General features: G+C 64.5%; 22 protein-coding genes. 15 read left to right on the top strand and 7 right to left on the bottom strand.

The window, feature by feature from the left end:
* Positions 1-71: 71 nt before the first annotated feature.
* Entirely contained in the window at positions 72-1,388 is a 1,317-nt protein-coding gene (locus tag ACREC7_RS01680) for an O-antigen ligase family protein (protein WP_431553952.1), read from the top strand.
* A gap of 287 nt (positions 1,389-1,675) precedes the next feature.
* Positions 1,676-1,894 (top strand): hypothetical protein, encoded by a 219-nt coding sequence (locus ACREC7_RS01685; protein WP_431553953.1) that lies wholly within the window; start codon positions 1,676-1,678, stop codon positions 1,892-1,894.
* A gap of 283 nt (positions 1,895-2,177) precedes the next feature.
* Here the strand turns inward: ACREC7_RS01685 and ACREC7_RS01690 are convergent, their stop codons facing one another.
* From ACREC7_RS01690 to ACREC7_RS01720, 7 genes are all read right to left on the bottom strand, one after another.
* Positions 2,178-2,468, bottom strand: coding sequence for a hypothetical protein (locus ACREC7_RS01690; RefSeq protein WP_431553954.1), 291 nt, complete (start codon positions 2,466-2,468; stop codon positions 2,178-2,180).
* Positions 2,440-2,646: a hypothetical protein gene (locus ACREC7_RS01695; RefSeq protein ID WP_431553955.1), complete on the bottom strand. Its 207-nt coding sequence runs from the start codon at positions 2,644-2,646 to the stop codon at positions 2,440-2,442. Before ACREC7_RS01695 ends, ACREC7_RS01690 begins: the two co-directional genes overlap by 29 nt.
* Positions 2,647-2,807: 161 nt before the next feature.
* Positions 2,808-3,863, bottom strand: coding sequence for a sulfate/molybdate ABC transporter ATP-binding protein (locus tag ACREC7_RS01700; RefSeq protein ID WP_431553972.1), 1,056 nt, complete (start codon positions 3,861-3,863; stop codon positions 2,808-2,810).
* A gap of 93 nt (positions 3,864-3,956) precedes the next feature.
* On the bottom strand, positions 3,957-4,844 hold the full coding sequence (gene cysW, locus ACREC7_RS01705; RefSeq protein ID WP_431553956.1) for a sulfate ABC transporter permease subunit CysW: 888 nt from the start codon (positions 4,842-4,844) through the stop codon (positions 3,957-3,959).
* On the bottom strand, positions 4,837-5,685 hold the full coding sequence (cysT, locus tag ACREC7_RS01710; protein ID WP_431553957.1) for a sulfate ABC transporter permease subunit CysT: 849 nt from the start codon (positions 5,683-5,685) through the stop codon (positions 4,837-4,839). The genes cysW and cysT overlap by 8 nt, the downstream gene beginning before the upstream one ends.
* An 8-nt stretch (positions 5,686-5,693) precedes the next feature.
* The gene (locus ACREC7_RS01715; RefSeq protein WP_431553958.1) at positions 5,694-6,722 is read right to left on the bottom strand and encodes a sulfate ABC transporter substrate-binding protein; all 1,029 of its coding nucleotides are present in this window, start codon (positions 6,720-6,722) and stop codon (positions 5,694-5,696) included.
* 157 nt (positions 6,723-6,879) lie between these two features.
* On the bottom strand, positions 6,880-7,338 hold the full coding sequence (locus tag ACREC7_RS01720; protein ID WP_431553959.1) for an RrF2 family transcriptional regulator: 459 nt from the start codon (positions 7,336-7,338) through the stop codon (positions 6,880-6,882).
* 185 nt (positions 7,339-7,523) lie between these two features.
* Here ACREC7_RS01720 and miaB point away from each other — a divergent pair, with 185 nt between their 5' ends.
* The 13 genes from miaB to infB all read left to right on the top strand — a co-directional run.
* Positions 7,524-8,906: a tRNA (N6-isopentenyl adenosine(37)-C2)-methylthiotransferase MiaB gene (gene miaB / locus ACREC7_RS01725; RefSeq protein WP_431553973.1), complete on the top strand. Its 1,383-nt coding sequence runs from the start codon at positions 7,524-7,526 to the stop codon at positions 8,904-8,906.
* Entirely contained in the window at positions 8,876-9,985 is a 1,110-nt protein-coding gene (locus tag ACREC7_RS01730) for a PhoH family protein (protein ID WP_431553960.1), read from the top strand. The genes miaB and ACREC7_RS01730 overlap by 31 nt, the downstream gene beginning before the upstream one ends.
* Positions 9,978-10,520: an rRNA maturation RNase YbeY gene (ybeY, locus tag ACREC7_RS01735; protein WP_431553961.1), complete on the top strand. Its 543-nt coding sequence runs from the start codon at positions 9,978-9,980 to the stop codon at positions 10,518-10,520. The genes ACREC7_RS01730 and ybeY overlap by 8 nt, the downstream gene beginning before the upstream one ends.
* A complete protein-coding gene (locus ACREC7_RS01740) occupies positions 10,517-11,503 on the top strand; it encodes a hemolysin family protein (RefSeq protein WP_431553962.1) in 987 nt (328 codons plus the stop codon). Before ybeY ends, ACREC7_RS01740 begins: the two co-directional genes overlap by 4 nt.
* A complete protein-coding gene (gene lnt / locus ACREC7_RS01745) occupies positions 11,504-13,150 on the top strand; it encodes an apolipoprotein N-acyltransferase (protein ID WP_431553963.1) in 1,647 nt (548 codons plus the stop codon).
* A gap of 167 nt (positions 13,151-13,317) precedes the next feature.
* Positions 13,318-13,731, top strand: coding sequence for a helix-turn-helix domain-containing protein (locus ACREC7_RS01750; protein ID WP_431553964.1), 414 nt, complete (start codon positions 13,318-13,320; stop codon positions 13,729-13,731).
* A 96-nt stretch (positions 13,732-13,827) separates the two neighbouring features.
* Positions 13,828-15,006, top strand: coding sequence for a methionine adenosyltransferase (metK, locus tag ACREC7_RS01755; protein WP_431553965.1), 1,179 nt, complete (start codon positions 13,828-13,830; stop codon positions 15,004-15,006).
* A gap of 176 nt (positions 15,007-15,182) precedes the next feature.
* Positions 15,183-15,818 carry a tRNA (guanosine(46)-N7)-methyltransferase TrmB gene (gene trmB / locus ACREC7_RS01760; protein WP_431553966.1) on the top strand — a complete coding sequence of 212 codons (636 nt, stop codon included), beginning with the start codon at positions 15,183-15,185 and terminating at the stop codon, positions 15,816-15,818.
* Positions 15,819-15,847: 29 nt separating this feature from the next.
* Entirely contained in the window at positions 15,848-16,276 is a 429-nt protein-coding gene (locus ACREC7_RS01765; RefSeq protein WP_431553967.1) for a lysozyme inhibitor LprI family protein, read from the top strand.
* Positions 16,277-16,482: 206 nt separating this feature from the next.
* Positions 16,483-17,037, top strand: coding sequence for a ribosome maturation factor RimP (gene rimP, locus ACREC7_RS01770; RefSeq protein ID WP_431553968.1), 555 nt, complete (start codon positions 16,483-16,485; stop codon positions 17,035-17,037).
* A gap of 55 nt (positions 17,038-17,092) precedes the next feature.
* Positions 17,093-18,745 carry a transcription termination factor NusA gene (gene nusA / locus ACREC7_RS01775; protein ID WP_431553969.1) on the top strand — a complete coding sequence of 551 codons (1,653 nt, stop codon included), beginning with the start codon at positions 17,093-17,095 and terminating at the stop codon, positions 18,743-18,745.
* A gap of 40 nt (positions 18,746-18,785) precedes the next feature.
* Positions 18,786-19,463, top strand: coding sequence for an RNA-binding protein (locus tag ACREC7_RS01780; RefSeq protein ID WP_431553970.1), 678 nt, complete (start codon positions 18,786-18,788; stop codon positions 19,461-19,463).
* The coding region (gene infB, locus ACREC7_RS01785; protein WP_431553971.1) for a translation initiation factor IF-2 at positions 19,460-21,508 on the top strand (2,049 nt) is incomplete at its 3' end. The genes ACREC7_RS01780 and infB, both read left to right, overlap by 4 nt.

Below are 21,508 nucleotides of genomic sequence, written 5' to 3' on the forward strand. Positions count from 1 at the left end.
GCCCCGCAGGCTGGCGTTGTTGCGCCCCTTGCCCTACAAGCTCGCAGCCGAAATCGGGGAACGAGGATCGGATGTCGTCAAGTGCCGCCGGTGGTAATGGAAGGCCTTTCCGCGGCGGCCCCCTCATTCCCATCCTGTTCTTCATTACCCCCCTCTTTACCGCCGCGTCGCCGCGGCTTGCGCCCTTCCTGCTTCCCATCGTCGCCGGGGTTCTGCTGATTGCCGCGCTCCGCCGTGGTCTTCCCTGGCGCGACCTGCTCAAGCCGAATGTGGCTTTGATCGCTCTTCTTGCCATCTCGGCTTACGCAGGCTTGAGCGCGATCTGGGCCGCCGACCCTGAAGCCGCTCTGTCCAAGTGCGGGCTTCTCTTCGCCACCACGCTCGTGGTGTTTGCCGCGTCGGCGGCGATTCCGGTCCTCGATGCCGATCAAGTTCGCCGCGCCTCGCAGGCTTTTGTCGCCGGCGCATTTTGTGCCGCAGGCTTCGTCGCCATCGAGCTCCTGACCGACGGGGCGATCACCCGCGGGGCGATGAACACTTTCCCGGCGTTCAGGCCGGAGCGCGCCAAGCACGTGACCATCCATCACGACCGGGTCACCAAGATCAACCTGTCGGAGTTCAATCAGGACATCGCCATACTGGCACTGCTGCTCTGGCCCGGGCTGTTGGCGCTGAGGGCTCTTGACGGCCCTCGCCGCAGGCTCCTCACCGTGCTGTTCTTCCTAGCGCTCGCCGTGCCGATCGCCATCTCCGAGCACGATTCATCGCAAGTCGGCCTGATCGCCTCACTGCTCGTACTGCCGCTCGCCTGGGTTCGCCCGCGCGCCGTGGCGCGCGGACTCGCCACCGCCTGGTGCCTTGGTTTCGTGCTCGTGATCCCGCTCGACTTTCTTGCCTTCAAGGCAGACCTGCATCAGGCGAAGTGGCTGCCCATGTCGGCGCGGGCGAGGATCATCATCTGGGAATACACGGCCGAGCGCGTGCTGGAGAAACCTCTTCTCGGCATCGGCGCCGACTCGACGCCGGCCACGATGACCAAGCCCAAGAACCCGTCGGACAAGCCGAAGGGTTTCGTGATCCGCCGCACCACCGGGCAGCACGCGCACAATCTCTTCCTGCAGTCCTGGTATGAGCTCGGAGTCCTTGGCGTGATCCTGGCGGCGATGGCCGGCGCCGCCGTTGCGTTGCGCATCCTGCTGTTGCCGGCGGCGGCGCAAGCCTATGGCGCCGCGTCCTTCACCATGGTCGCCGTGATTGCGGCTTTCGCCTGGGGCATGTGGCAGATCTGGCTGATCTGCGCCGTCGGACTTCTGCCACTCTACCTGCTGATGTCCGCAGCGCTGCTGCGGCGCCCCGCGAACAGCGAGACCGCGCCCGCGTCTCGATGACGCGGCACCGTCTTATGCCGGAGGCCGGGTCCTCACGCTTCCGCGCTTTCAGCGCCGACGGCGCCTGGCAGTTTCATAGCAACAGCAAAGACTTCGGCTGGCGAGCGCCACTATTGCAGTGCAACAATGCTGACCGAGTCGAACTCCGTTCGAGTTGAGGCCCAGTGCCGCCGCGACAACGTGCGCAGTCTGTGCGCCCAACGCCTGCCCCACGACGAGAGTTTGGTTTGGTGGTGGCTAGGCCGTCTAGACCTGCCTGGACCACTGAAACCTCAAGGAGTACTCCGATGCAGAAATATCTGATTGCTGGCCTGCTCGTCGCAGGCATGGTGAGCCCGGCTTTTGCCGCCGAGTTCTTCGTGGCGCAGAGCGCAAGCACCCATAAATGCTCGGTCACGGCGAAGAAGCCTGACGGCAAGGCGATGATGGAGGTCGGCACCGACACCTATAAGAGCAAGCCCGACGCCATGAAGGCGATGAAGGGCATGGCTGAGTGCAAGGCCTAAGTCTAGGGCAAGCTTGGCGGGACGCGGACGCCCGGTCCTGAGCCCGAGCGCCCGGTCCGCTGGAAACCGCCTCAAGACCCGCCGGCTGTCAGATGCTGCAAGGGCCTTGAGGCGGCCCCTCAAACCGTCCAATACGGTCCCAGAAAGGCTGCCTCCCTCAACCGAGCGATGAAGCCGACCCGATACTCCCTGGGCGTTTGCAGGCCATCCATCACATTCTTGCACATTCTTGGACCAGTCCCTTTCAGGTTGGCCACCAGGAATAATGGATCGCGGACGGCGATCAACTTGTGGCTTTGCCAGATGCCTCCTCGAAGACGTTGGTGAGTTGCTTGGCCAATAAGCCACCGATCACGTCCTCCATGTCGGACACGTCCACGCGATGGAGCGCGAGCACCGCTGATGGGCGAAGGCGATACTCGCCGCCCTTCTCCAGGGCATCATCGACAATCTGCATGCCGAGGTCGAATTGCCGAAGGCCATTGCGGACCTCGGCTCGTGCCCTCTCCTCGAGATCGGGAATAAGTTCGGCGTCAAGCGCCTGACTATGGCGCCTTATTTCGTCCGGGGACATACGGCTGCTCGGCGGCCAGCTTGTTGGCCTCGGCGTCGACCAATTCCCTGGTGATCAGATCGTTCTCGATAGCGGTATTGCCGAAGGCGAAGCTACGGCGCTGCTCCTCGCGCTCCTCGGGAGACATCTGCACGCGCTCGGCGGCGTCGAGCAAGGGCTTAAGGTGTTCACGGATCATGCGGCTCCTCCGGGTACTGGTCGGCAATACTAACTGATTTGCCCATGTAGGGACACTATCTCCCGAATGCAAAAATGGATGGGGCTGAAGCGTAGGGGGTCTTGTGTGGGCCTCCGCTCAGGTCGGCAGGGCCATGAGCCTCTTCAACGCGTCGGGCTCTATCAGCTCTCGAGCGCCTGTGAAGCCGGGTAGAGCCGGTAGCGCCGGGGGAGGAATGCGAGTTTTCCCGCGTAATTGAGGCTCAAATCGGCGGGAAGCTCGATCTCGATGCGATCTCTCCCCGAGCCCACCTCGACATCAACGCGGCGCAAGCCGGCGTGACGCCGCAAAACCCTCACTTCGCCCGAAATCGCGCCAGGCTTGCTGTCAACGACGTCGACGTCATGCGGACGCAGGAACAGCCGCGCCGGACCGTTCGGCACGTCGCCGGCGGAAAGGTCGAGTGGCTTTTCGTCGAGCCACACCCTGCCCCGATCGACGCGCACGGGCAGCACGCTCGATTCGCCGATGAAGGAGAACACGAAGGGTGAGTTCGGCGAGTCGTAGATTTCGTCGGGCGTGCCGATCTGCTCGATCTTGCCTTGGCTCATCACCACAACGCGGTCGGCAAGCTCGAGCGCCTCTTCCTGGTCGTGGGTGACGAATACGGTGGTATGTCCGGTCTGGTCGTGAATTTCGCGGAGCCAGCGGCGCAAGTCTCGCCGCACCTTGGCGTCGAGCGCGCCGAACGGCTCGTCGAGCAGAAGCACGCGCGGCTCGATGGCGAGCGCTCTCGCGAAGGCGACGCGCTGGCGCTGGCCGCCGGAAAGCTGCGAGGGGTAGCGCTTTTCGAGGCCGGAGAGCTGCACGAGGTCGAGCAGCTCGAGCGCGCGCTTGCTGATCTCCTTGCGGCTCGGTCGCCGCGACCAGGGCCGCACGCGCAAGCCGAAGCCGATATTGTCGAGCACCGTCATGTGGCGGAACAGCGCGTAGCTCTGGAACACGAGACCCACGTTGCGCTGCTGCACGGTAAGCTTGAGCGCGTCCTCGCCGTCGAACAGCACGCGGCCGAAGGTTGGAACGTCGAGGCCGGCGAGGATCCTGAGCAGAGTCGTCTTGCCTGACCCTGACGGCCCGAGCAGCGCCACGAGCTCGCCCGCCTCTATCTCAAGCGAGACGCCATGCAGCGCCGGCGTGGTGCCGAACGTCCTCACGACTTTTTCTATCGAGACATCCACGGGTCTGTCCCAATGCCATGCAGATTGTCCCGGCTCGCGGGCCAGGGCGGCGTAGTTCACCTCATTTGGGACCCGAGCGTCCATGACTTTCTCCTAATGGCGGCGCGAGGCGGCGATCTGGTTGGCGTAGCGCCATTCCAGCGCAATCTTGATGACGAGAGTGACAAGTGCGAGCAATGCAAGCAGCGAGGCGACGGCGAAGGCCGCCGCGAAGTTGTACTCGTTGTACAGAATCTCGATGTGCAGCGGCATGGTGTTGGTCTTGCCCCTGATGTGACCGGATACTACCGATACGGCGCCGAACTCGCCCATGGCGCGCGCGTTGCACAGCACGACGCCGTAGAGCAGCGCCCAGCGGATGTTGGGCAGCGTCACTCGAAAAAAGGTTTGCCAGCCGCTCGCGCCAAGCGACAGCGCGGCTTCCTCATCCTGCGTCCCCTGCTCCTGCATCAACGGTACGAGCTCGCGGGCGACGAAGGGGAAGGTGACGAAGATGGTGGCGAGCACGATGCCGGGAAGCGCGAAGATGATCTGGAGGTTATGGCTTTGCAGATAGGGCCCGAGATAGCCCTGCGCTCCGAACAGCAACACATAGATCAAGCCGGAGATCACCGGCGAAACCGAGAAGGGAAGATCGATGAGCGTGTTCAGCACGCTCTTGCCCTTGAACTCGAACTTGGCGATTGCCCATGAGGCTGCAAGCCCGAACGCGATATTGGCGGGCACGGCGATGGCCGCGACGAGAAGCGTAAGCTTGATGGCGGCGACCGCGTCGGGCTCGGTGACGGCGGCGACATAGGCGCCCAAGCCCGCCCGCAGCGCCTCGACGAATACCGCCGCCAGCGGCAGCAACAGAAACAGCACGAGGAAGACCACGGCAGCCGTGACCAACAGGACGCGAACCGGATACCGCTCCGTGGTTACGGCGGAGCCAGATGCAGGCTGGCTGACAAGAAGTGGCGCAAGGGCTGCATCAGTCATGGCCAAATCGCCGCCGCTGCCAAGCCTGGATCAGATGCACGAAAAACAGAAGCGCGAAGGAAATCATCAGCATCGCCGTGCCGATCGCCGCGGCTTGCGGATAGCTGAACTCTTCGAGCCTGATGATGATAAGCAGCGGCGCGATCTCGGAGATGTAGGGCATGTTGCCGGCGATGAAGATCACCGAGCCGTATTCGCCGACGGCGCGGGCGAGCGCCAGCGCAAAGCCGGTGAGGATCGCCGGCAACAGCGTCGGCAGCATGACGCGGAACACGGTCTGGCGCCTGTTGGCGCCAAGGGTGGCGGAAGCTTCCTCGAGCTCGCGATCGAATTCCTCGAGCACCGGCTGCACCGTGCGCACCACGAAGGGAAGGCCGATGAAGATCAGCGCGATGGTGATGCCGAGGGGCGTATAGGCGACCTTCAAGCCAAGCGGTACGAGCCAGCTGCCGATCCAGCCGTTTGGGGCATAGAGCGCGGTAAGGGCGATACCGGCGACCGCGGTCGGCAGCGCGAAGGGAAGGTCGACGAAGGCGTCGAGCAGGCGACGGCCGGGGAAGCGGTAGCGGACCAAAGCCCAGGCGATGACGGTGCCGAACACCGCGTTGACCGTGGCCGCGAACAGCGACGTGAGGAAGCTCAAGCGCAGCGCGGCGAGCGTGCGCGGCCCGGTGACCACCTCCCAAAAGCCTGAGAGCCCGAGCGTCGCCGATTTGAGCACGAGAGCTGCGAGCGGGATGAGGACGATGAGGCTCAGATAGGTCAACGTGAAACCGAGCGCCAACCCGAAGCCCGGGATGGCACTCGGCCGTTTCAGCCCAAGGCCGTGAGCAGCGGCCATGGGTCAGCTCAGTTCGTCGACTTCGGCTGGTAGATCTGATCGAAAATGCCGCCTTCGTCGAAGTGCTTCGGCTGCGCTTTCGCCCAACCTCCGAACAGCAGCGGATCGTCGACCGACACGAGCTTCACGTCGACGAAGCGCGCGAGGTCCTTGGGATCGGCAGATTTCGGATCGGACGGGCGATAGTAATTGTGGGCGATGAGCTTCTGAGCTTCCGGCGTGTAGAGGAAGTTCAGATAGGCCTCGGCGACTTTGCGGGTGCCCTTGGCGTCGACCACCTGGTCGACGACCGCGACCGGAGGTTCGGCCTTGATGGAGAGCGACGGCACGACGATCTCGAACTTGTCGGGCCCGAGCTCGTCGAGGGCGAGGAAGGCTTCATTCTCCCAGGCGAGGAGAACGTCGCCGATGCCGCGCTGGGCGAAGGTGGTGGTGGAGCCGCGGGCGCCGGTATCGAGCACCGGCACATTGGCATAGAGCTTCTTGATGAACTCCTTGTCCTTCTCCTCGTCATGGCCGAATTTGTGGTCGGCGTAGGCCCAGGCCGCGAGATAGTTCCAGCGCGCCCCGCCGGAGGTCTTCGGGTTCGGCGTGATCACCTCGACGCCGTCTTTGGTCAAATCATCCCAGTCCTTGATGGCCTTCGGATTGCCCTTCCGCACCAGGAACACGATGGTCGAGGTGTAGGGCGATGAGTTGTTGCCGAGACGCTGCTGCCAGTCAGACTTGATCCTGCCGGCCTTGGCGATCTGGTCGATGTCGCCCTCAAGAGCGAGCGTGACCACGTCGGCTTGCAGCCCATCGATGACGGCTCTCGCCTGCTTGCCGGAGCCGCCGTGGGACTGCTCGATCTTCACGGTCTCGCCGGTCTTGGCCTTCCACTCCTTGGCGAAGGCTTCATTCACGGCTTTGTAGAGTTCACGGGTCGGGTCGTAGCTCACATTGAGCAGGGTCGTGTCGGCAAGCGCGGCGCCTGCGGCGACTACGGCAATTCCGGCTGCCACGAGGGCAGCTAGGGTGCTTCGAAATCTCCTCATGATGCGATCTCCTCTGTGTAATACCCTAAACTCTATCTAGTCTGTAGACATTATCAAGTCCGCCAACTACCAGTTTTGCGAATGAATGGAAACCCCGTCCGCTACCAAACGGCCGGGGATTGGAATTGGTTTCCAGTTTTGGGGTGTGACGGCGGTCTTAAAGGCGCGCCAGGGCGTGCGTTCCGGTTTCCGGCTCGTCGGCGAGGAGCGATGAGGCGAGGGAATCGGCGATCGTGGTGCGGTCGAGCACCTCTCTTGCCGACTCGGCGACCTTGGCAAAAACCCGCCTGATCTCGCAGGCCTCCTCGCTCTGGCAGTCTGAGCAGCGCCGGTACGCGATGCGGCTGAGGCACGGCAAGGGCGCAATCGGCCCATCGATGATGCGCAGCACCTGCCCGTAGGTGATCTTGTCGGGGGGCATCAGCAGGCTATAACCGCCGAGCTTGCCGCGCCGGCTGTGCACGATGCCGTGGCGCTTCATCTCGAGCAGGATCTGCTCCAGGAACTTGCGCGGGATGTTCCTGCGGGCAGCGATCTCGCCGATCATCAGCGAGTCGCCTTCCCTGGCGAGCGCCACCAGGGCGCGGAGAGCATATTTTGCTTTTTGCGAGATCAAGGACGAAATGCGATTCTCAAATGAAATCCTATGGAGTGAGTCGAGTATATAGCCTTTTGGGCCTTGGGAAACAACCAAGGCGAGTGCGACTTTATGGATAGACCGACATTCGATCAGCTTTGCGCGTGCCGACCGATAATCCACAGCCCTTGACGAGAGGCGCCCGCGTGCCGCACCAACAGGCGATGGCGAAAACGCCCCAGAAGCTGCACATCAAGACCTTCGGCTGCCAGATGAACGCCTACGACTCCGAGCGCATGGCGGAGGCGCTTGCTGGTCATGGCTACGCGCCGACCGACGATCCGGCCGAGGCAGATCTCGTCATTCTCAACACCTGCCACATCCGCGAGAAGGCCGCCGAGAAGGTCTATTCCGAGCTTGGCCGCGTGCGCACGCTAAAGCAGGCGCGGAAGGCGCGCGGCCTCGACACCATGATCGCGGTTGCCGGTTGCGTGGCGCAAGCCGAAGGCAGCGAGATCCTGGACCGCGCGCAAGTGGTCGATCTCGTGGTCGGCCCGCAAAGCTATCACGAGCTTCCCTCGCTGCTTGGCCGGGTGCGCGACGGAAAAGAGCGCGTGGTCGCCACCGACTTCCCGGCCGAAGACAAGTTTCTCTCGCTCCCCGATCGGCCGGTCTCCCGCGCCCAGCCTTCAGCCTTCATCACCGTGCAGGAAGGCTGCGACAAGTTCTGCACATTCTGCGTGGTGCCCTATACCCGCGGCGCCGAATATTCGCGGCCGGTCGCCGCCATCCTCGCCGAGGCCGAGAGGCTTGCCCGCTCGGGCGCCCGCGAAATCACGCTGCTCGGCCAGAATGTGAACGCCTATTGCGGCGAAGGCCCCGACGGCCGGGATTGGTCGCTCGCCAAGCTGCTCAAGCGGCTTGCCGGCGTTCCCGAGATCGAGCGGCTCCGCTACACCACGAGCCACCCGCGCGACATGGATGACGATCTCATCGCGCTGCACGGCGATGAGCCGAAGCTCATGCCCTATCTGCATCTGCCGTTTCAGGCAGGCTCCGACCGTATCCTTCACGCCATGAACCGCAAGCACACGGCCGGCGACTATGCCGAGCTGGTGGGACGCATCCGCGCCGCGCGGCCTGACATCGCTCTCTCCACCGACATTATTGTCGGCTTCCCCGGCGAGACCGGCGCCGATTTCGAAGACACCTTGGCGCTCGTGCGACGCATTGGTTTTGCCCGCGCCTTCTCCTTTAAATATAGCGCCCGTCCGGGCACGCCGGCCGCGAGCCTGCCGCATCAGGTGCCTGACAAGATCGCGCGCGAGCGCCTGCATATTCTGCAGAGCCTGCTCGAGGACGAAGCGCGGGCCTTCGATGCGGCGACGGTCGGGCGCAAGCTTAAGGTGCTGTTCGAGCGGCAGGGGCGGAAACCAGGGCAGATCGCTGGGCGTTCACCCTATCTCCAGGCCGTGCATGGGGATGGCCCAAAGGATTTGATCGGCCAGATCGTGGATGTTGACATTGTGAGCGCGGGGCCGAACAGTCTCACCGGTGTCATCAAATCGGAGTTTGAATGGCGCGAACCAGTTCAGGCGGCCGTGTGACCGGCAAGGCCAGCGGACGGAGACCGCCATTGACGCGTGGGCGCAAGACCGCGTCTGATAAGCGCGCAAATGCCTCGTCTGCCAATGGCCGGGAAGAACCCCTGGTGGTGTTCTTCGACGACATCAGGCTCGTGCGCGATCTCCTCGGAGACTATGACGCCAATCTCGCAGTGCTCGAAGACCGGCTCGGCATCCAGGCCGTGGTCAACGGCAATGTGGTCTCCTTGCGCGGGCCGGAGCACTCGCGCGAGACCGCGAAGTCGGTGCTCGAGCAGCTCTATGGCCGGCTCGCGCAAGGCGAGATGATCGGCGTGGGCGAAGTGGTCGGCGCCATCCGCCATGCGCGGACGCCCGAACCTGCCGTCGAGGCCGAGGCCGAGCAGCACGATGGGAAGGTTCCTGCCGCCCAGCAGATCCGCACGCGCAAGCGCCTGATCACCGCCCGCACCCCGGCGCAGAGCGCCTATCTCTCGGCGCTCGATGCCCATGACCTCGTCTTCGCCACCGGCCCGGCGGGAACCGGCAAGACCTATCTCGCCGTCGCCTACGCTGCTTTGTGCCTGGAAAGCGGCAAATGCGACCGACTGATCCTGTCGCGCCCCGCCGTGGAGGCCGGCGAGAGGCTTGGCTTCCTGCCGGGCGACATGCGCGAGAAGGTCGATCCCTATTTGCGGCCGCTTTACGATGCGCTCTACGATGTGCTGGCGCCTGAACGGGTCGAGCGCGGCCTTGCCACCGGCATGATCGAGATCGCTCCGCTTGCCTTCATGCGCGGCCGCACGCTCTCCCACGCCATGATCATTCTCGATGAGGCACAAAACACCACGCCGATGCAGATGAAGATGTTCCTCACGCGCATAGGCGAGGGCAGCAAGATGGTCGTCACCGGCGATCCCACGCAGGTCGATTTGCCTACGGGCAAGGATTCGGGGCTGCTCGAAGCCATCTCCATTCTCGAAGGCATCGACGATATCGCCCATATCGCCTTCACCGGCCGCGACGTGGTGCGCCGCGAGCTGGTCGGCAAGATCGTCGACGCCTATGAGGCGGCGCCCAAGCGGGGTGAGCGCCATGGCTGACCCTGGCCCAAGTCCCACCGGCTCATCGCTCGAGGTTGAGGTCGTCCGCCATGCGGAGATTTGGCGCCGCATCGCGGGGGGCGACGCCAGCCTCGCGCGCGCGGCGCGCGCCGCATACGCCGCGGCTTCGCCGGGCCAGCAGGAGGCCTGCGAGGCGACCATCGTCTTGACCGACGATGCCGAGATGCGCGCGCTGAACCGCGCCTGGCGCGGCAAGGACTCTTCCACCAATGTGCTGTCGTTTCCAGCTGGCTCCACTCCCGGCGCGATCGCTGGCGAACCTCGTCCGCTTGGCGATGTGGTGCTCGCCGGCGAAACCGTGCTTGCCGAGGCTGCCGGCAGAGATATTCCGGCCGCCGATCACGCCGCCCATCTCGTGGTGCACGGCATGCTGCATCTGCTCGGCTTCGATCACGAGCGAGACGAAGACGCCGAGGCGATGGAAGCACTGGAGACGAGTGTGCTCTCTGCGCTGGGCATCGCCGATCCCTACGCAGAGGACGCGCAAGCCGACCCTGTTGAGGTATCTCCATGAGCAACGCCCCGCTTTCCGACGACGAGCTTCCGGCCGCCAGCGATCCGTCGCCTGAGGAGGAACCGTCATGGCTCGAGCGCCTGCTGGCGCGGTTCGGGCTCGGCGAGGAGCCAGACTTGCGCGAGGTGATCGAGGATGCCCTTGCCCGCGGCGCGGTGGGCGGCGACACCTTCAGCGGGCAAGAGCGCGCCATGCTGCTCAAGATGCTCCGCTTCGGCAAGCTCACGGTCGAGGACGTCATGGTGCCGCGCGCCAACATCATCGCCGTGGAGGAATCGATGACTGTCGCCGAGCTGATGGGCGTGTTCCGCGAGGCTGAGCATTCGCGGCTCCCGGTCTACCGCGAGACGCTCGATGACCCGCGTGGCATGATCCACATCCGCGACCTCATGTCGTGGATCACCACCGCGGCGGAGAAGAGCGGCGGCCCGAGCCTCGAGCTTGGCGCCGTCGACCTTGCGAGCACCGTGGGCGCGATCGATATCACCCGCGAAATTCTCTACGTGCCGCCGTCGATGCCGGTGCTGGATCTCTTGCTCCGCATGCAGCTGTCGCGCCGGCACCTTGCGCTCGTCGTCGACGAATATGGCGGCACCGACGGCCTCGTCTCCATCGAGGACCTGGTCGAAGAGGTGGTGGGCGAAATCGAGGACGAGCATGACGTCGCCGAGGAAGCGATGATCCGGGAAGATGCGCGGCTTGGCCTCATCGCCGAAGCCCGCGCGCCGATCGGAGACCTTGAACGGCATCTCGGCGTCGAGCTCGTCACGCCGGAACAAGAAGAGGACATCGACACGATCGGCGGTCTCGTGTTCTCGCTTGCCGGACGCATCCCGGCGCGCGGCGAGCTGGTGCGCCACCCGTGCGGCATCGAGTTCGAGGTGCTGGAGGCCGATCCGCGCCGCATCAAGAAGCTGCGCATCCACAAGGCGCAGGAGCGCAAAGAGACGCCAACCGAAACGCCGGCGCCCGAGAGCGGCTGAGTGCTTTTGACGTCCGTGCAAGCGGCAGCCGATCGGGTCGCGGCGCTGAAAGGGGGCAAGCGCGCTTTGCTCGCAGTCTTCGCGGGCGCCATCTCCGTGCTCGCCTTTGCCCCGCTGCATGTCTGGCCGGTGCTGTTCTTGAGCTTCGGCCCGCTCGTCTGGCTGCTCGACGGGTGTCACGCCGGCCACGCGAGGCTTGGCATGCGGCTCCGATGCGCCGCGCTCACCGGGTTCTGGTTCGGCTTCGGCTATTTCCTCACCGGTCTTTATTGGACTGCCGAGGCCTTTCTGATCGAGCCCTGGCGCCATGGCTGGCTCATCCCCTTCGCCATGACCGGGCTCGCAGGTGGCATGGCGCTGTTTTATGCGGCGGCCGCGGCGCTTGCCGCGGTCCTGTGGCGCCCCGGCGCGGCAAGGGTGTTCGCGCTGGCCATAGCCTTCGGCCTCGCCGAGTTCGCCCGCGGCCATGTGCTCACCGGGCTGCCCTGGAACCTCGTGGGATACGGGCTCGCGGCAACCCTTCCCATGATGCAGGCGGCGTCAATCTTCGGCGTCTACGCACTCAGTCTCCTCGCGCTGCTACTGTTCGCAAGCCCCTTCGCCATTTGGGCGCCGCAAGGCTCGGGGCTCGCGCGGCGGAAAGGCACCGCGCTCGTCGCGCTCTTCTTCTCGGTGGCGCTTGCTGTCGGGGCGATGTGGGGAGAGGAGCGCATGGCAAATGCCGGCGCCGGCACCACCGTCGTCAAACTCCGCATCGTCCAAGCCAATGTCGATCAGGCCAGCAAATGGCGCCCGGAGAACAGCGAGGAAATCTTCAACACCTATCTCGATCTCACAAAATCCGGCGGCGGCGCCGGAGGGCTCGACGGCGTCACCCTCGTGGTCTGGCCGGAGACGGCAGTTCCTTTCCTGCTCGCTGATTCCTCCGAGGCGCTTAACGCCATCGCCGATGTGCTGCCTGAGGGCACGAGCCTGCTCGTGGGATCTGCGCGAGTCGTCGCGGAGCGCGACGCCGACGGGCGCCTTGCCGCCGAACGGGTCTACAACAGCCTCATCGTGGTCGGCGACGAGGGGCAGATCCTCGGCAGCTACGACAAGGTCCACCTCGTGCCGTTCGGCGAATATCTTCCGTTTCAGGATTTCATGGAGAGCCTCGGCTTCTTGCAGCTCACCGGCATCCGCGGCGGCTTCAGCGCCGGCACTGGGCCTCGCCTGCTGTCAATCCCGGGTGCGCCGCCGGCGCGGCCGCTCATTTGTTACGAGATTATTTTTCCCGACGAGGTGGCCGACAGTTCGCAACGAGCCGGCTGGTTCCTCAACGTCACCAACGACGCATGGTTCGGCACCAGCGCAGGTCCTTATCAGCATTTTCATCAGGCACAGCTTCGCGCCGTCGAGCAAGGATTGCCGGTGGTGCGCGCCGCCAACACCGGCATCTCGGCGATCATCGATCCCTACGGACGCGTGCTCGGCGAGCTCGGACTCAAGAAGGAAGGAGTCGTCGACGGGCTTTTGCCTGAGGCCTTGCCGATTACGAAATTCGTAATGTGCGGACGCTGGATCGAACTCGCCGTGCTCACCTTTGCGCTTCTTGGCTACCTCGCATTTTCTCTTCCGGTCGGCAAACCAAAGTGGGCCCTCGCGTAATGAAGGAATCGCGGGCATTTGAACACTTTGCAAATGCCTCGCAAGTCGACGTGCGGCGCCTAAGTGCTTGACGGCCCTCGGAACCACCCCTAATTAAATTGTTGATCTGGGGGACTAAACAAAACGTCGGTGACCGTCCAACCAACATGACATTGGTGAGTGAACGCATGGCAGGCAAGAAGCCTAACCCGGTGGATCAGCACGTGGGGAGCCGGGTCCGTTTGCGCCGTATGTTGCTCGGCATGAGCCAAGAGCGACTCGGCGAGAGCATGGGACTCACGTTTCAGCAGGTGCAGAAATATGAAAAGGGTGTGAACCGCATCGGCGCGAGCCGGCTGTTCCAGATCTCAAAAATTCTCGATGTCCCCGTTCAATTCTTTTTCGAGGAAGCTCCGCATGTCGACGGTCGCGCCACGCCAGGCATGGCGGAAGGCGCCTCGGAAGCCTTCATTCTCGAATTCCTCAACAGCCGCGAGGGTCTCGAGCTCAACCGCGCCTTCGTCAAGATCGCCGATCCGAAAGTCCGCAAGAGCCTGGTCGATCTCGTTCGGGCGTTGGGCGCGAGCAGCGATAACGCTTAAGAGTCATCAGGCGGCTTGACCGCCACCCCTCTTCTTGTATTAAGCCGGCGCGGGACAAGGGTTCCGTCCTCCACCGTCGGATTCATAGAGGGTCACGTGGCGAACAGTCGAAACTATCTCTTCAGCAGCGAGTCGGTGTCGGAAGGTCACCCCGATAAGGTGTGCGACCGCATCTCCGATGCCGTGGTCGATCTCTACATGGCCGCCGATCCGCATTCGCGGGTGGCGATCGAAACATTGGTGACGACCAACCGCATCGTCATGGCCGGCGAGGTGCGCGGACCGGAGTCCGTGACACCGGCGCTGATCGAAGACGCGGCGCGCCGCGCCGTGCGTGAGATCGGCTACGAGCAGAAGGGCTTTCACTGGAAGAACGCCGAGTTCGAATTCTACGTGCATGAGCAGTCGGCAGACATCGCCATGGGCGTCGATCCCGATGCCGAGAAGCAGAAGGAAGAGGGCGCCGGCGATCAGGGCATCATGTTCGGCTATGCCTGCCGCGAGACCGAGCCCTTGATGCCGGCGCCGATCTACTACGCCCACCGCATCTTGCATGAGATGGCGAAGGCGCGGCACACCGGCAGGGTGCCCGAGCTTGGCCCTGACGCCAAAAGCCAGGTCACCCTCGCCTATGAGGACGGCAAGCCGGTGCGCGCCGACTCGATCGTGGTGTCGACCCAACACGGCGAGGATGTGAGCCAAGAACGCGTACAGGAGATCGTGCGCGGCTTCATCGACGAGGTGATGCCGCAAGGCTGGGTCGGCCGCGACACCAAGTTCTATGTGAATCCCACCGGCCGTTTCGTCATCGGCGGCCCCGACGGCGACGCCGGGCTTACCGGCCGCAAGATCATCGTCGACACCTATGGCGGAGCAGCGCCGCATGGCGGCGGCGCCTTCTCGGGCAAGGACCCGACCAAAGTCGACCGCTCGGCGGCTTATGCCGCGCGCTATCTCGCCAAGAACGTGGTAGCGGCGGGGCTCGCCGACCGCTGCACGCTGCAAGTCTGCTACGCCATCGGCGTGTCGGAGCCGCTTTCGCTTTACGTCAATCTGCACGGCACCGGCAAGATCGGCGAATCGGAGCTCGAGCAGGCGCTCCGGCGCGTCATGGATTTGAGCCCGCGCGGCATCAGGGAGCATCTCGGGCTCGGCCGCCCGATCTACGAGCGCACCGCGGCCTACGGCCATTTCGGACGGCAGCCGGACAATGACGGCGGATTTTCCTGGGAGCGCCTCGACCTGATCGAGCCGATCCGCGCCGAGCTGTCGTAGATTACCTTGAGCCGGTTGGGCCTTACCCTTCGAGACGGGCCTTCGGCCCTCCTCAGGGTGAGGGTAACCTCCTCATGCTGAGGAGCGCTGCGCAGCAGCGCGTCTCGAAGCATGAGGCGCAACACGTGAACGAGCCGAGACCTCTTCGATCCTATGGAAGGCGGAAGGCGAGGCCGTTGAGCGAGCGGAAGGACCGCCTGCTCAACGAGCTGCTGCCAATTTTGCGCCTTCCTTTGCAGGAGCCGGCCCCCTCCCCGCTTGCGAGCCTGTTCGCGCAACCCGTCAGTCAGGTGTGGCTCGAAATCGGCTTCGGCTCAGGCGAGCATCTGGTCTGGCAGGCTGAGCATCATCCCGAGATCGGCCTTATCGGCTGCGAGCCCTTCATCAACGGCGTGGCGAGCCTGCTTGGCAAGATCGAGCCTTTGGGCCTCAACACCATCCGCATCCATGACGGCGACGCCCGCGACGTGCTCGCCTGGCTGCCGCCGCAATCGATCGCGCGCATCTTCGTGCTGTTCCCTGATCCCTGGCCGAAGAAGCGGCACCAGAAGCGACGGCTGGTTTCGCCCGATGCGGTCGCGGATTTCGCGCAGGCTTTGAGACAAGGCGGCGAGCTCAGATTTGCGAGCGACAGCGGCGACTACGCCGGGGAGGCTCTCCTAACCATCCTTGCAAGCCGAGCCTTTGCCTGGACGGCAGAAGGCCCCAAGGATTGGCGGGCAAGGCCTTTCGACTGGCCCGAGACCCGCTACGAACGGAAGGCCTTGAGCGAGGGCCGCAAACCGGCCTATCTCAGCTTCCGTCGCCTCTGACGATGCTGCCTCTTGCTGGGAAGAAATCGATGCGCGCCCCTCTCCTCGTGCTGATGCTGCTCTCGACGCAAGCGGCTGCCCTCGATCAGGGCCAGATCCAGAGCGCATGCTACACCGATTGCGAGAAGGAAACGGGCTCCAATCCGGACTACAAGGCCTGCCTCGCCCGCGCCGCCGACACCGCCGATGCGCTCCTCAATCAGGAATTTGCCGCGCTGCAGGAAGCGGTTAAAGCCGCCGCCCGTGACATGGAGGTGAGGCCCGAAGCCCAACTCGACATGCTGAAAGACGCACAGCGCAAATGGATCGGGTTCCGCGACGACACTTGCAATTTCGAGGACAGCCTTGCCTTCGGCGCCACTGCCACCGGCGGCTATCTCTCCTCCTGCATCTGCGCCCTAAGCTACGAGCGAATCAACGATTTCGACCGCATCCGCCACTCAATCCTTGGGCGGTGAGGCAACACACGCAAAGACTTGACCCCCCGGCTTGCGGGGGGTGACGAACCCTTGGGGAGCATCGAAGTGGCCTTGAATCATCGAGAAAAGCTCGTATATTAGCCGCGAACTCATGATGGTTTTGATCAGGAGTGGGCCTTTCGCCCGCTCCTTTTTGTTAGGCGACCCGCTTGCTCATTTCGTTTGCGGGAGTCATGGCTTTATCAATGTCGAGCCGCTCATCAAGCGCTGACCGCCGCTTCGCCCGCGAGACGGGCGCCGGGCGCGAGATCGCCGATCTCGCCGAGCCGGTGCTCGAGGAGCGTGGCTTCCGCCTGGTGCGGGTGAAGGTTTCGGGCCGCGACGGTGGCACGGTGCAGGTGATGGCGGAGAGGCCTAAAGGTCAGATGACTATCGAGGATTGCGCAGAGATCAGCCGGAAGCTTTCGCCGCTGCTCGACTCGCTCGATCCGCTGCCTGGAGGCTACCGGCTCGAGGTCTCGACGCCGGGCATCGACCGGCCTCTGGTGCGCCCGAGCGATTTCGCGTCGTTCACCGGTCATGAGGCGAAGATAGAGCTGAAGGAGCTGGTCGACGGCAGAAAGCGGTTCAGGGGTCGCATCGAAGGCGTGGCCGAGGACGAGGCGTTGCTGCGCATCGAACTGCCAGGCTCCGAGGAGCCGCAGGTGATCGGCATTCCATTCTCGCTGATCAGCGAAGCGAAGCTGGTCGCCGATCAGGCCGGCTTCCGCGCCGACCTCGCGGCGAGCAAGGCGCATTAGAGGAATTGTCGCGGGCACCCGCCCGCCGGTTGAGACTTAACGGAGGCAGAAACAGATGGCTCAGGCAGGCGTGAGCGCCAACAGGCTGGAGCTCTTACAGATCGCCGAGGCGGTCGCGCGCGAGAAGGCGATCGATCGCCAGGTGGTGATCATGGCCATGGAGGATGCGATCCAGAAGGCCGCCAAGTCGCGCTACGGCAGCGAGAACGAGATCAAGGCCGAGGTCGATCCCAAGACCGGCGAGATCAGGCTCGCGCGGCTGCTCGAGGTGGTCGAGCAGGTGACCATGGAGGCGACGCAGATCTCCATCGAGGAGGCGCGGCGCCGCAACCCCGCGGCGCAAGTCGGCGATTTCATCGCCGAGCCGCTGCCGCCGCTCGATTTCGGCCGCGTGGCGGCGCAGAACGCCAAGCAAGTGATCGTGCAGAAAGTGCGCGAGGCGGAGCGCGAGCGCCAATTTGACGAATATAAGGACCGCGTCGGCGAGATCGTGAACGGCATCGTCAAGCGCGTCGAGTACGGCAACGTCATCGTCGACCTCGGGCGCGCCGAGGCCATCGTGCGGCGCGACGAGACTTTGCCGCGCGAGAACTTCCGCTATGGCGACCGCATTCGCGCCTATGTCTATGACGTGCGGCGCGAGCAGCGCGGGCCCCAGATCTTCCTGTCGCGCACCCATCCTGAGTTCATGGCCAAGCTGTTCGCGCAAGAGGTGCCCGAGGTCTATGACAGCATCGTCACCATCAAATCCGTGGCCCGCGATCCCGGCAGCCGCGCCAAGATCGCGGTCGTGTCGCGCGACGCCTCCATCGATCCGGTCGGCGCCTGCGTCGGCATGCGCGGCAGCCGCGTCCAGGCGGTGGTGAACGAGCTGCAAGGCGAGAAGATCGACATCATCCAATGGTCGCCAGACGCCGCGACCTTCATCGTCAATGCGCTGGCACCTGCCGAAGTGGTCAAGGTCGTGCTCGACGAGGATGCCGAGCGCATCGAGGTGGTGGTGCCGGACGCGCAGCTTTCGCTCGCCATCGGCCGCAAGGGTCAGAATGTGAGGCTCGCATCGCAGCTCACCGGCTGGGACATCGACATCATGACCGAAGCGTCGGAGTCTGAGCGCCGCCAGGCCGAGTTCGCCGAGCGCTCTGCCATGTTCATGGAAGCGCTCGACGTCGATGAGGTCATCGCCCAGCTGCTCGCGTCCGAAGGCTTCTCCTCGATCGAGGAAGTGGCCTTTGTCGAGCCCTCGGAAATCGCCTCGATCGAAGGCTTCGACGAGAATACCGCGGCGGAGATCCAGACCCGCGCGCGCGAGCATCTGGAGAAGATCGAGGCCGAGCAGGACGCCAAGCGGAAAGCTCTTGGCGTTGCCGACGAGGTGGGGACCATCCCGGGCCTCACCACGGCGATGCTGGTCGCGCTTGGCGAGAAGAACGTCAAGAGCGTGGAAGACGTCGCCGATTGCGCCACCGACGATCTGCTCGGGTGGAACGAGCGCAAGGACAAGGAGACCATCCACCACGAGGGCATCCTCGACGGGTTCAACTTGAGCAAGCAGGAGGTCGAGGATTTGATCCTCACCGCGCGCGTCAAAGCCGGATGGATCAGCGAAGCCGATCTTGCGCCTGACCCTGAGCCTGAGGCTGAAAAGGCCGAGGCAGGCGAAGGCGAAGAGCCGGGCGAAACCGAGGACGGCGGCGCCGCGTCATGAGCGGCCCCAGCCACCAGACGCTTTTTGGGAGAGAGAGCAGTTGCGGCAGGACGTTGCTGAGCCACAGCTTGAGACAGGATGCGAGACGGGAGACACCGTCCGCCGCTGCGCGCTCACGCGGATGCGCCTGCCCAAGCAGGATCTGATCCGCTTCGTCCTCGCGCCTGACGGCGCAATCGTCCCCGACCTGAAGGAACGGCTTCCCGGCCGCGGGGTTTGGGTGACGGCGACCCATGACGGGATAGCCGAAGCCGCCGATCGCAACGTCTTCGCCAGGGCGCTGAAAGCCCCGGTCAAGATTCCGACCGGGCTCGCCGAGACCGTCGACCGCCTGCTGGTCGAGGCGGCGCTCGGCGCTCTCGCGCTCGCCAACAAGGCCGGAGAGGTGGTGTTCGGCACCGCCAAGGTCGAGGAGGCCATCGCCAAATCAAAGGTGGTGGCGCTCATCCATGCGAGCGACGCCGCCGAGGACGGCTGCCGCAAGCTCGACGGCAGATTCCGGGCTGCCGCAAAGGGCGAGACGCCGGCCCCGGTCCGCCTTTGCAGCGCGGATGAATTGGGTTTGGCATCAGGTAAGACAAATGTGATACATGCAGCCCTGATCCAGGGCGGAGCGGCTGCGAAATTCCTCGCCAGCGCTTCCCGCGCGGAGCGTTATCGCAAGGGCAGCGCCGCGGCCTTTGCCCAGCCAATTGGATCGGACACGGACAAGGAATGAGTGAAATCAACGAGACTGACGACAAAACCGTACGCGGTGGCCGGAAAATGACGCTCAATGTGCGCCGGACGGTCGAATCCGGCCATGTTCGTCAGAGCTTCAGCCATGGGCGTTCCAAGTCCGTTCTGGTCGAGAAGAAGAAGCGCCGGGCGGTCGGCGCCACCCCTGCGCCACAGCTAGTTGAGGAGCCGAAGCCGAAGGTGGCGACGGCGCCAGAGCCGGCGCCCGCCAAGCGCGCCCGCGACGACGAGCAGCGCCGTCCCGGCGTGGTGTTGCGCGCCCTTTCCGATGAGGAGAAGGACGCGAGGCTGAGGGCCCTGACTGAATCGCGTCAGCGCGAGGCGCTCGAGCGCGAGAAGGCGAAGGACGAGGCGACAAAGCGCGTCGTCACCGAAGAGGTCAAGGCCAAGGAGCACGACGAGGCGGTCGAGCGCCAGAAGAAGGAGGAGGAGCGGCACGAGGCCGAAGCCGAGGCCAGGCGCAAGGGCGAGGAAGTCGCCCGCAAGCATCTTGTCGTCAAGGAAGAAGAAGACGAAGCGCCGCGTACCGCGGAGGCGCGCCACAAGAAAGAGCGCGCCGTCAAGCCGCGTGCCGGCGAAGAGCGCAGGGTTCGCGGCCGCCTGACCATCACCAACGCGCTCGACGAAGAGCAGCGCCAGCGGAGCCTTGCCTCGCTGAAGCGCCACCGCGAGCGGCAGAAGAAGCAGACCATCGGTCCGCAGGCGCAGCAGAAAATTCAGCGCGAAGTGGTGGTCCCGGAAGTCATTACCATCCAGGAACTCGCCAACCGCATGGCCGAGCGCGGCGTTGACGTCATCAAGTACCTGATGAAAGACGGTGAGATGCACAAGATCACCGATGTGATCGATGCCGATACCGCTCAGCTGATCGCCGAGGAGTTCGGCCACACCGCGCGCCGGGTGTCCGAGGCCGACGTCGAGGAAGGCTTCATCGGCGCCGAAGATCTGGCCGAGGATACCCAGCCCCGCGCACCCGTCGTGACCATTATGGGTCACGTCGATCACGGCAAGACCTCGCTGCTCGACGCCATCCGCGCGACCAACGTGGTCAGCCAAGAGGCTGGCGGCATCACCCAGCATATCGGCGCCTATCAGGTGGTGACGCCTGCCGGGCAGAAGATCACCTTTATCGACACGCCAGGTCACGAGGCGTTCACCGCCATGCGCCAAAGAGGCGCCCAGGTGACCGACATTGTCGTGCTCGTGGTGGCCGCCGATGACGGCGTCAAGCCGCAGACGGTGGAGGCCATCAATCACGCCAAGGCCGCGGACGTGCCGATGATCGTCGCCATCAACAAGATCGACAAGCAAGGCGCCGACCCGCAGCGCGTGCGCACCGAGCTGCTCAGCCAGGAGATCGTGGTGGAGAGCCTCGGCGGCGACACGCTTGAAATCGAGGTCTCGGCGCTGAAGAAGACCGGCCTCGACAGGCTGCTCGAGGCCATCGCACTGCAGGCCGAAGTGCTCGAGCTCACCGCCAATGCGGACCGCCCCGCCGAGGGCGTCATCGTCGAGGCCAAGCTCGAGCGCGGGCGCGGCCCCGTGGGCACCGCTCTCGTTCAGCGCGGCACGCTGCGTCTCGGCGATCTGGTCGTGGCCGGCTCGGCCTATGGCCGGGTGCGCGCGCTGATCAACGATGTCGGCGAGCAGGTCAAGGAAGCGGGCCCGTCCGTGCCGGTCGAGGTGCTGGGCTTCGACTCGGCACCCGAGGCCGGCGATCAATTCGCCGTGGTGGAGAACGAGGCCCGCGCGCGCGAGATCACCGACTACCGCCTGCGCGAGCGGCGCAAGCGCCAAGCCGTGGCCGGTCAGCGCGGCTCTCTCGAGCAGATGATGACCCAGCTGAAAGCGGCCGGGACCAAGGAGTTCACCCTTCTCGTCAAAGGCGACGTGCAGGGCTCGGTGGAAGCCATCGTCGCGGCCCTCGACAAGCTCGGCACCGACGAGGTGCGCGCCCGCATCATTCACGCCGGCGTCGGCGGCATCACCGAATCCGACGTGGGTCTCGCCTCGACCTCGGGCGCG

Source organism: Methyloceanibacter sp. (assembly GCF_050728395.1).
Taxonomy (GTDB): domain Bacteria; phylum Pseudomonadota; class Alphaproteobacteria; order Rhizobiales; family Methyloligellaceae; genus Methyloceanibacter.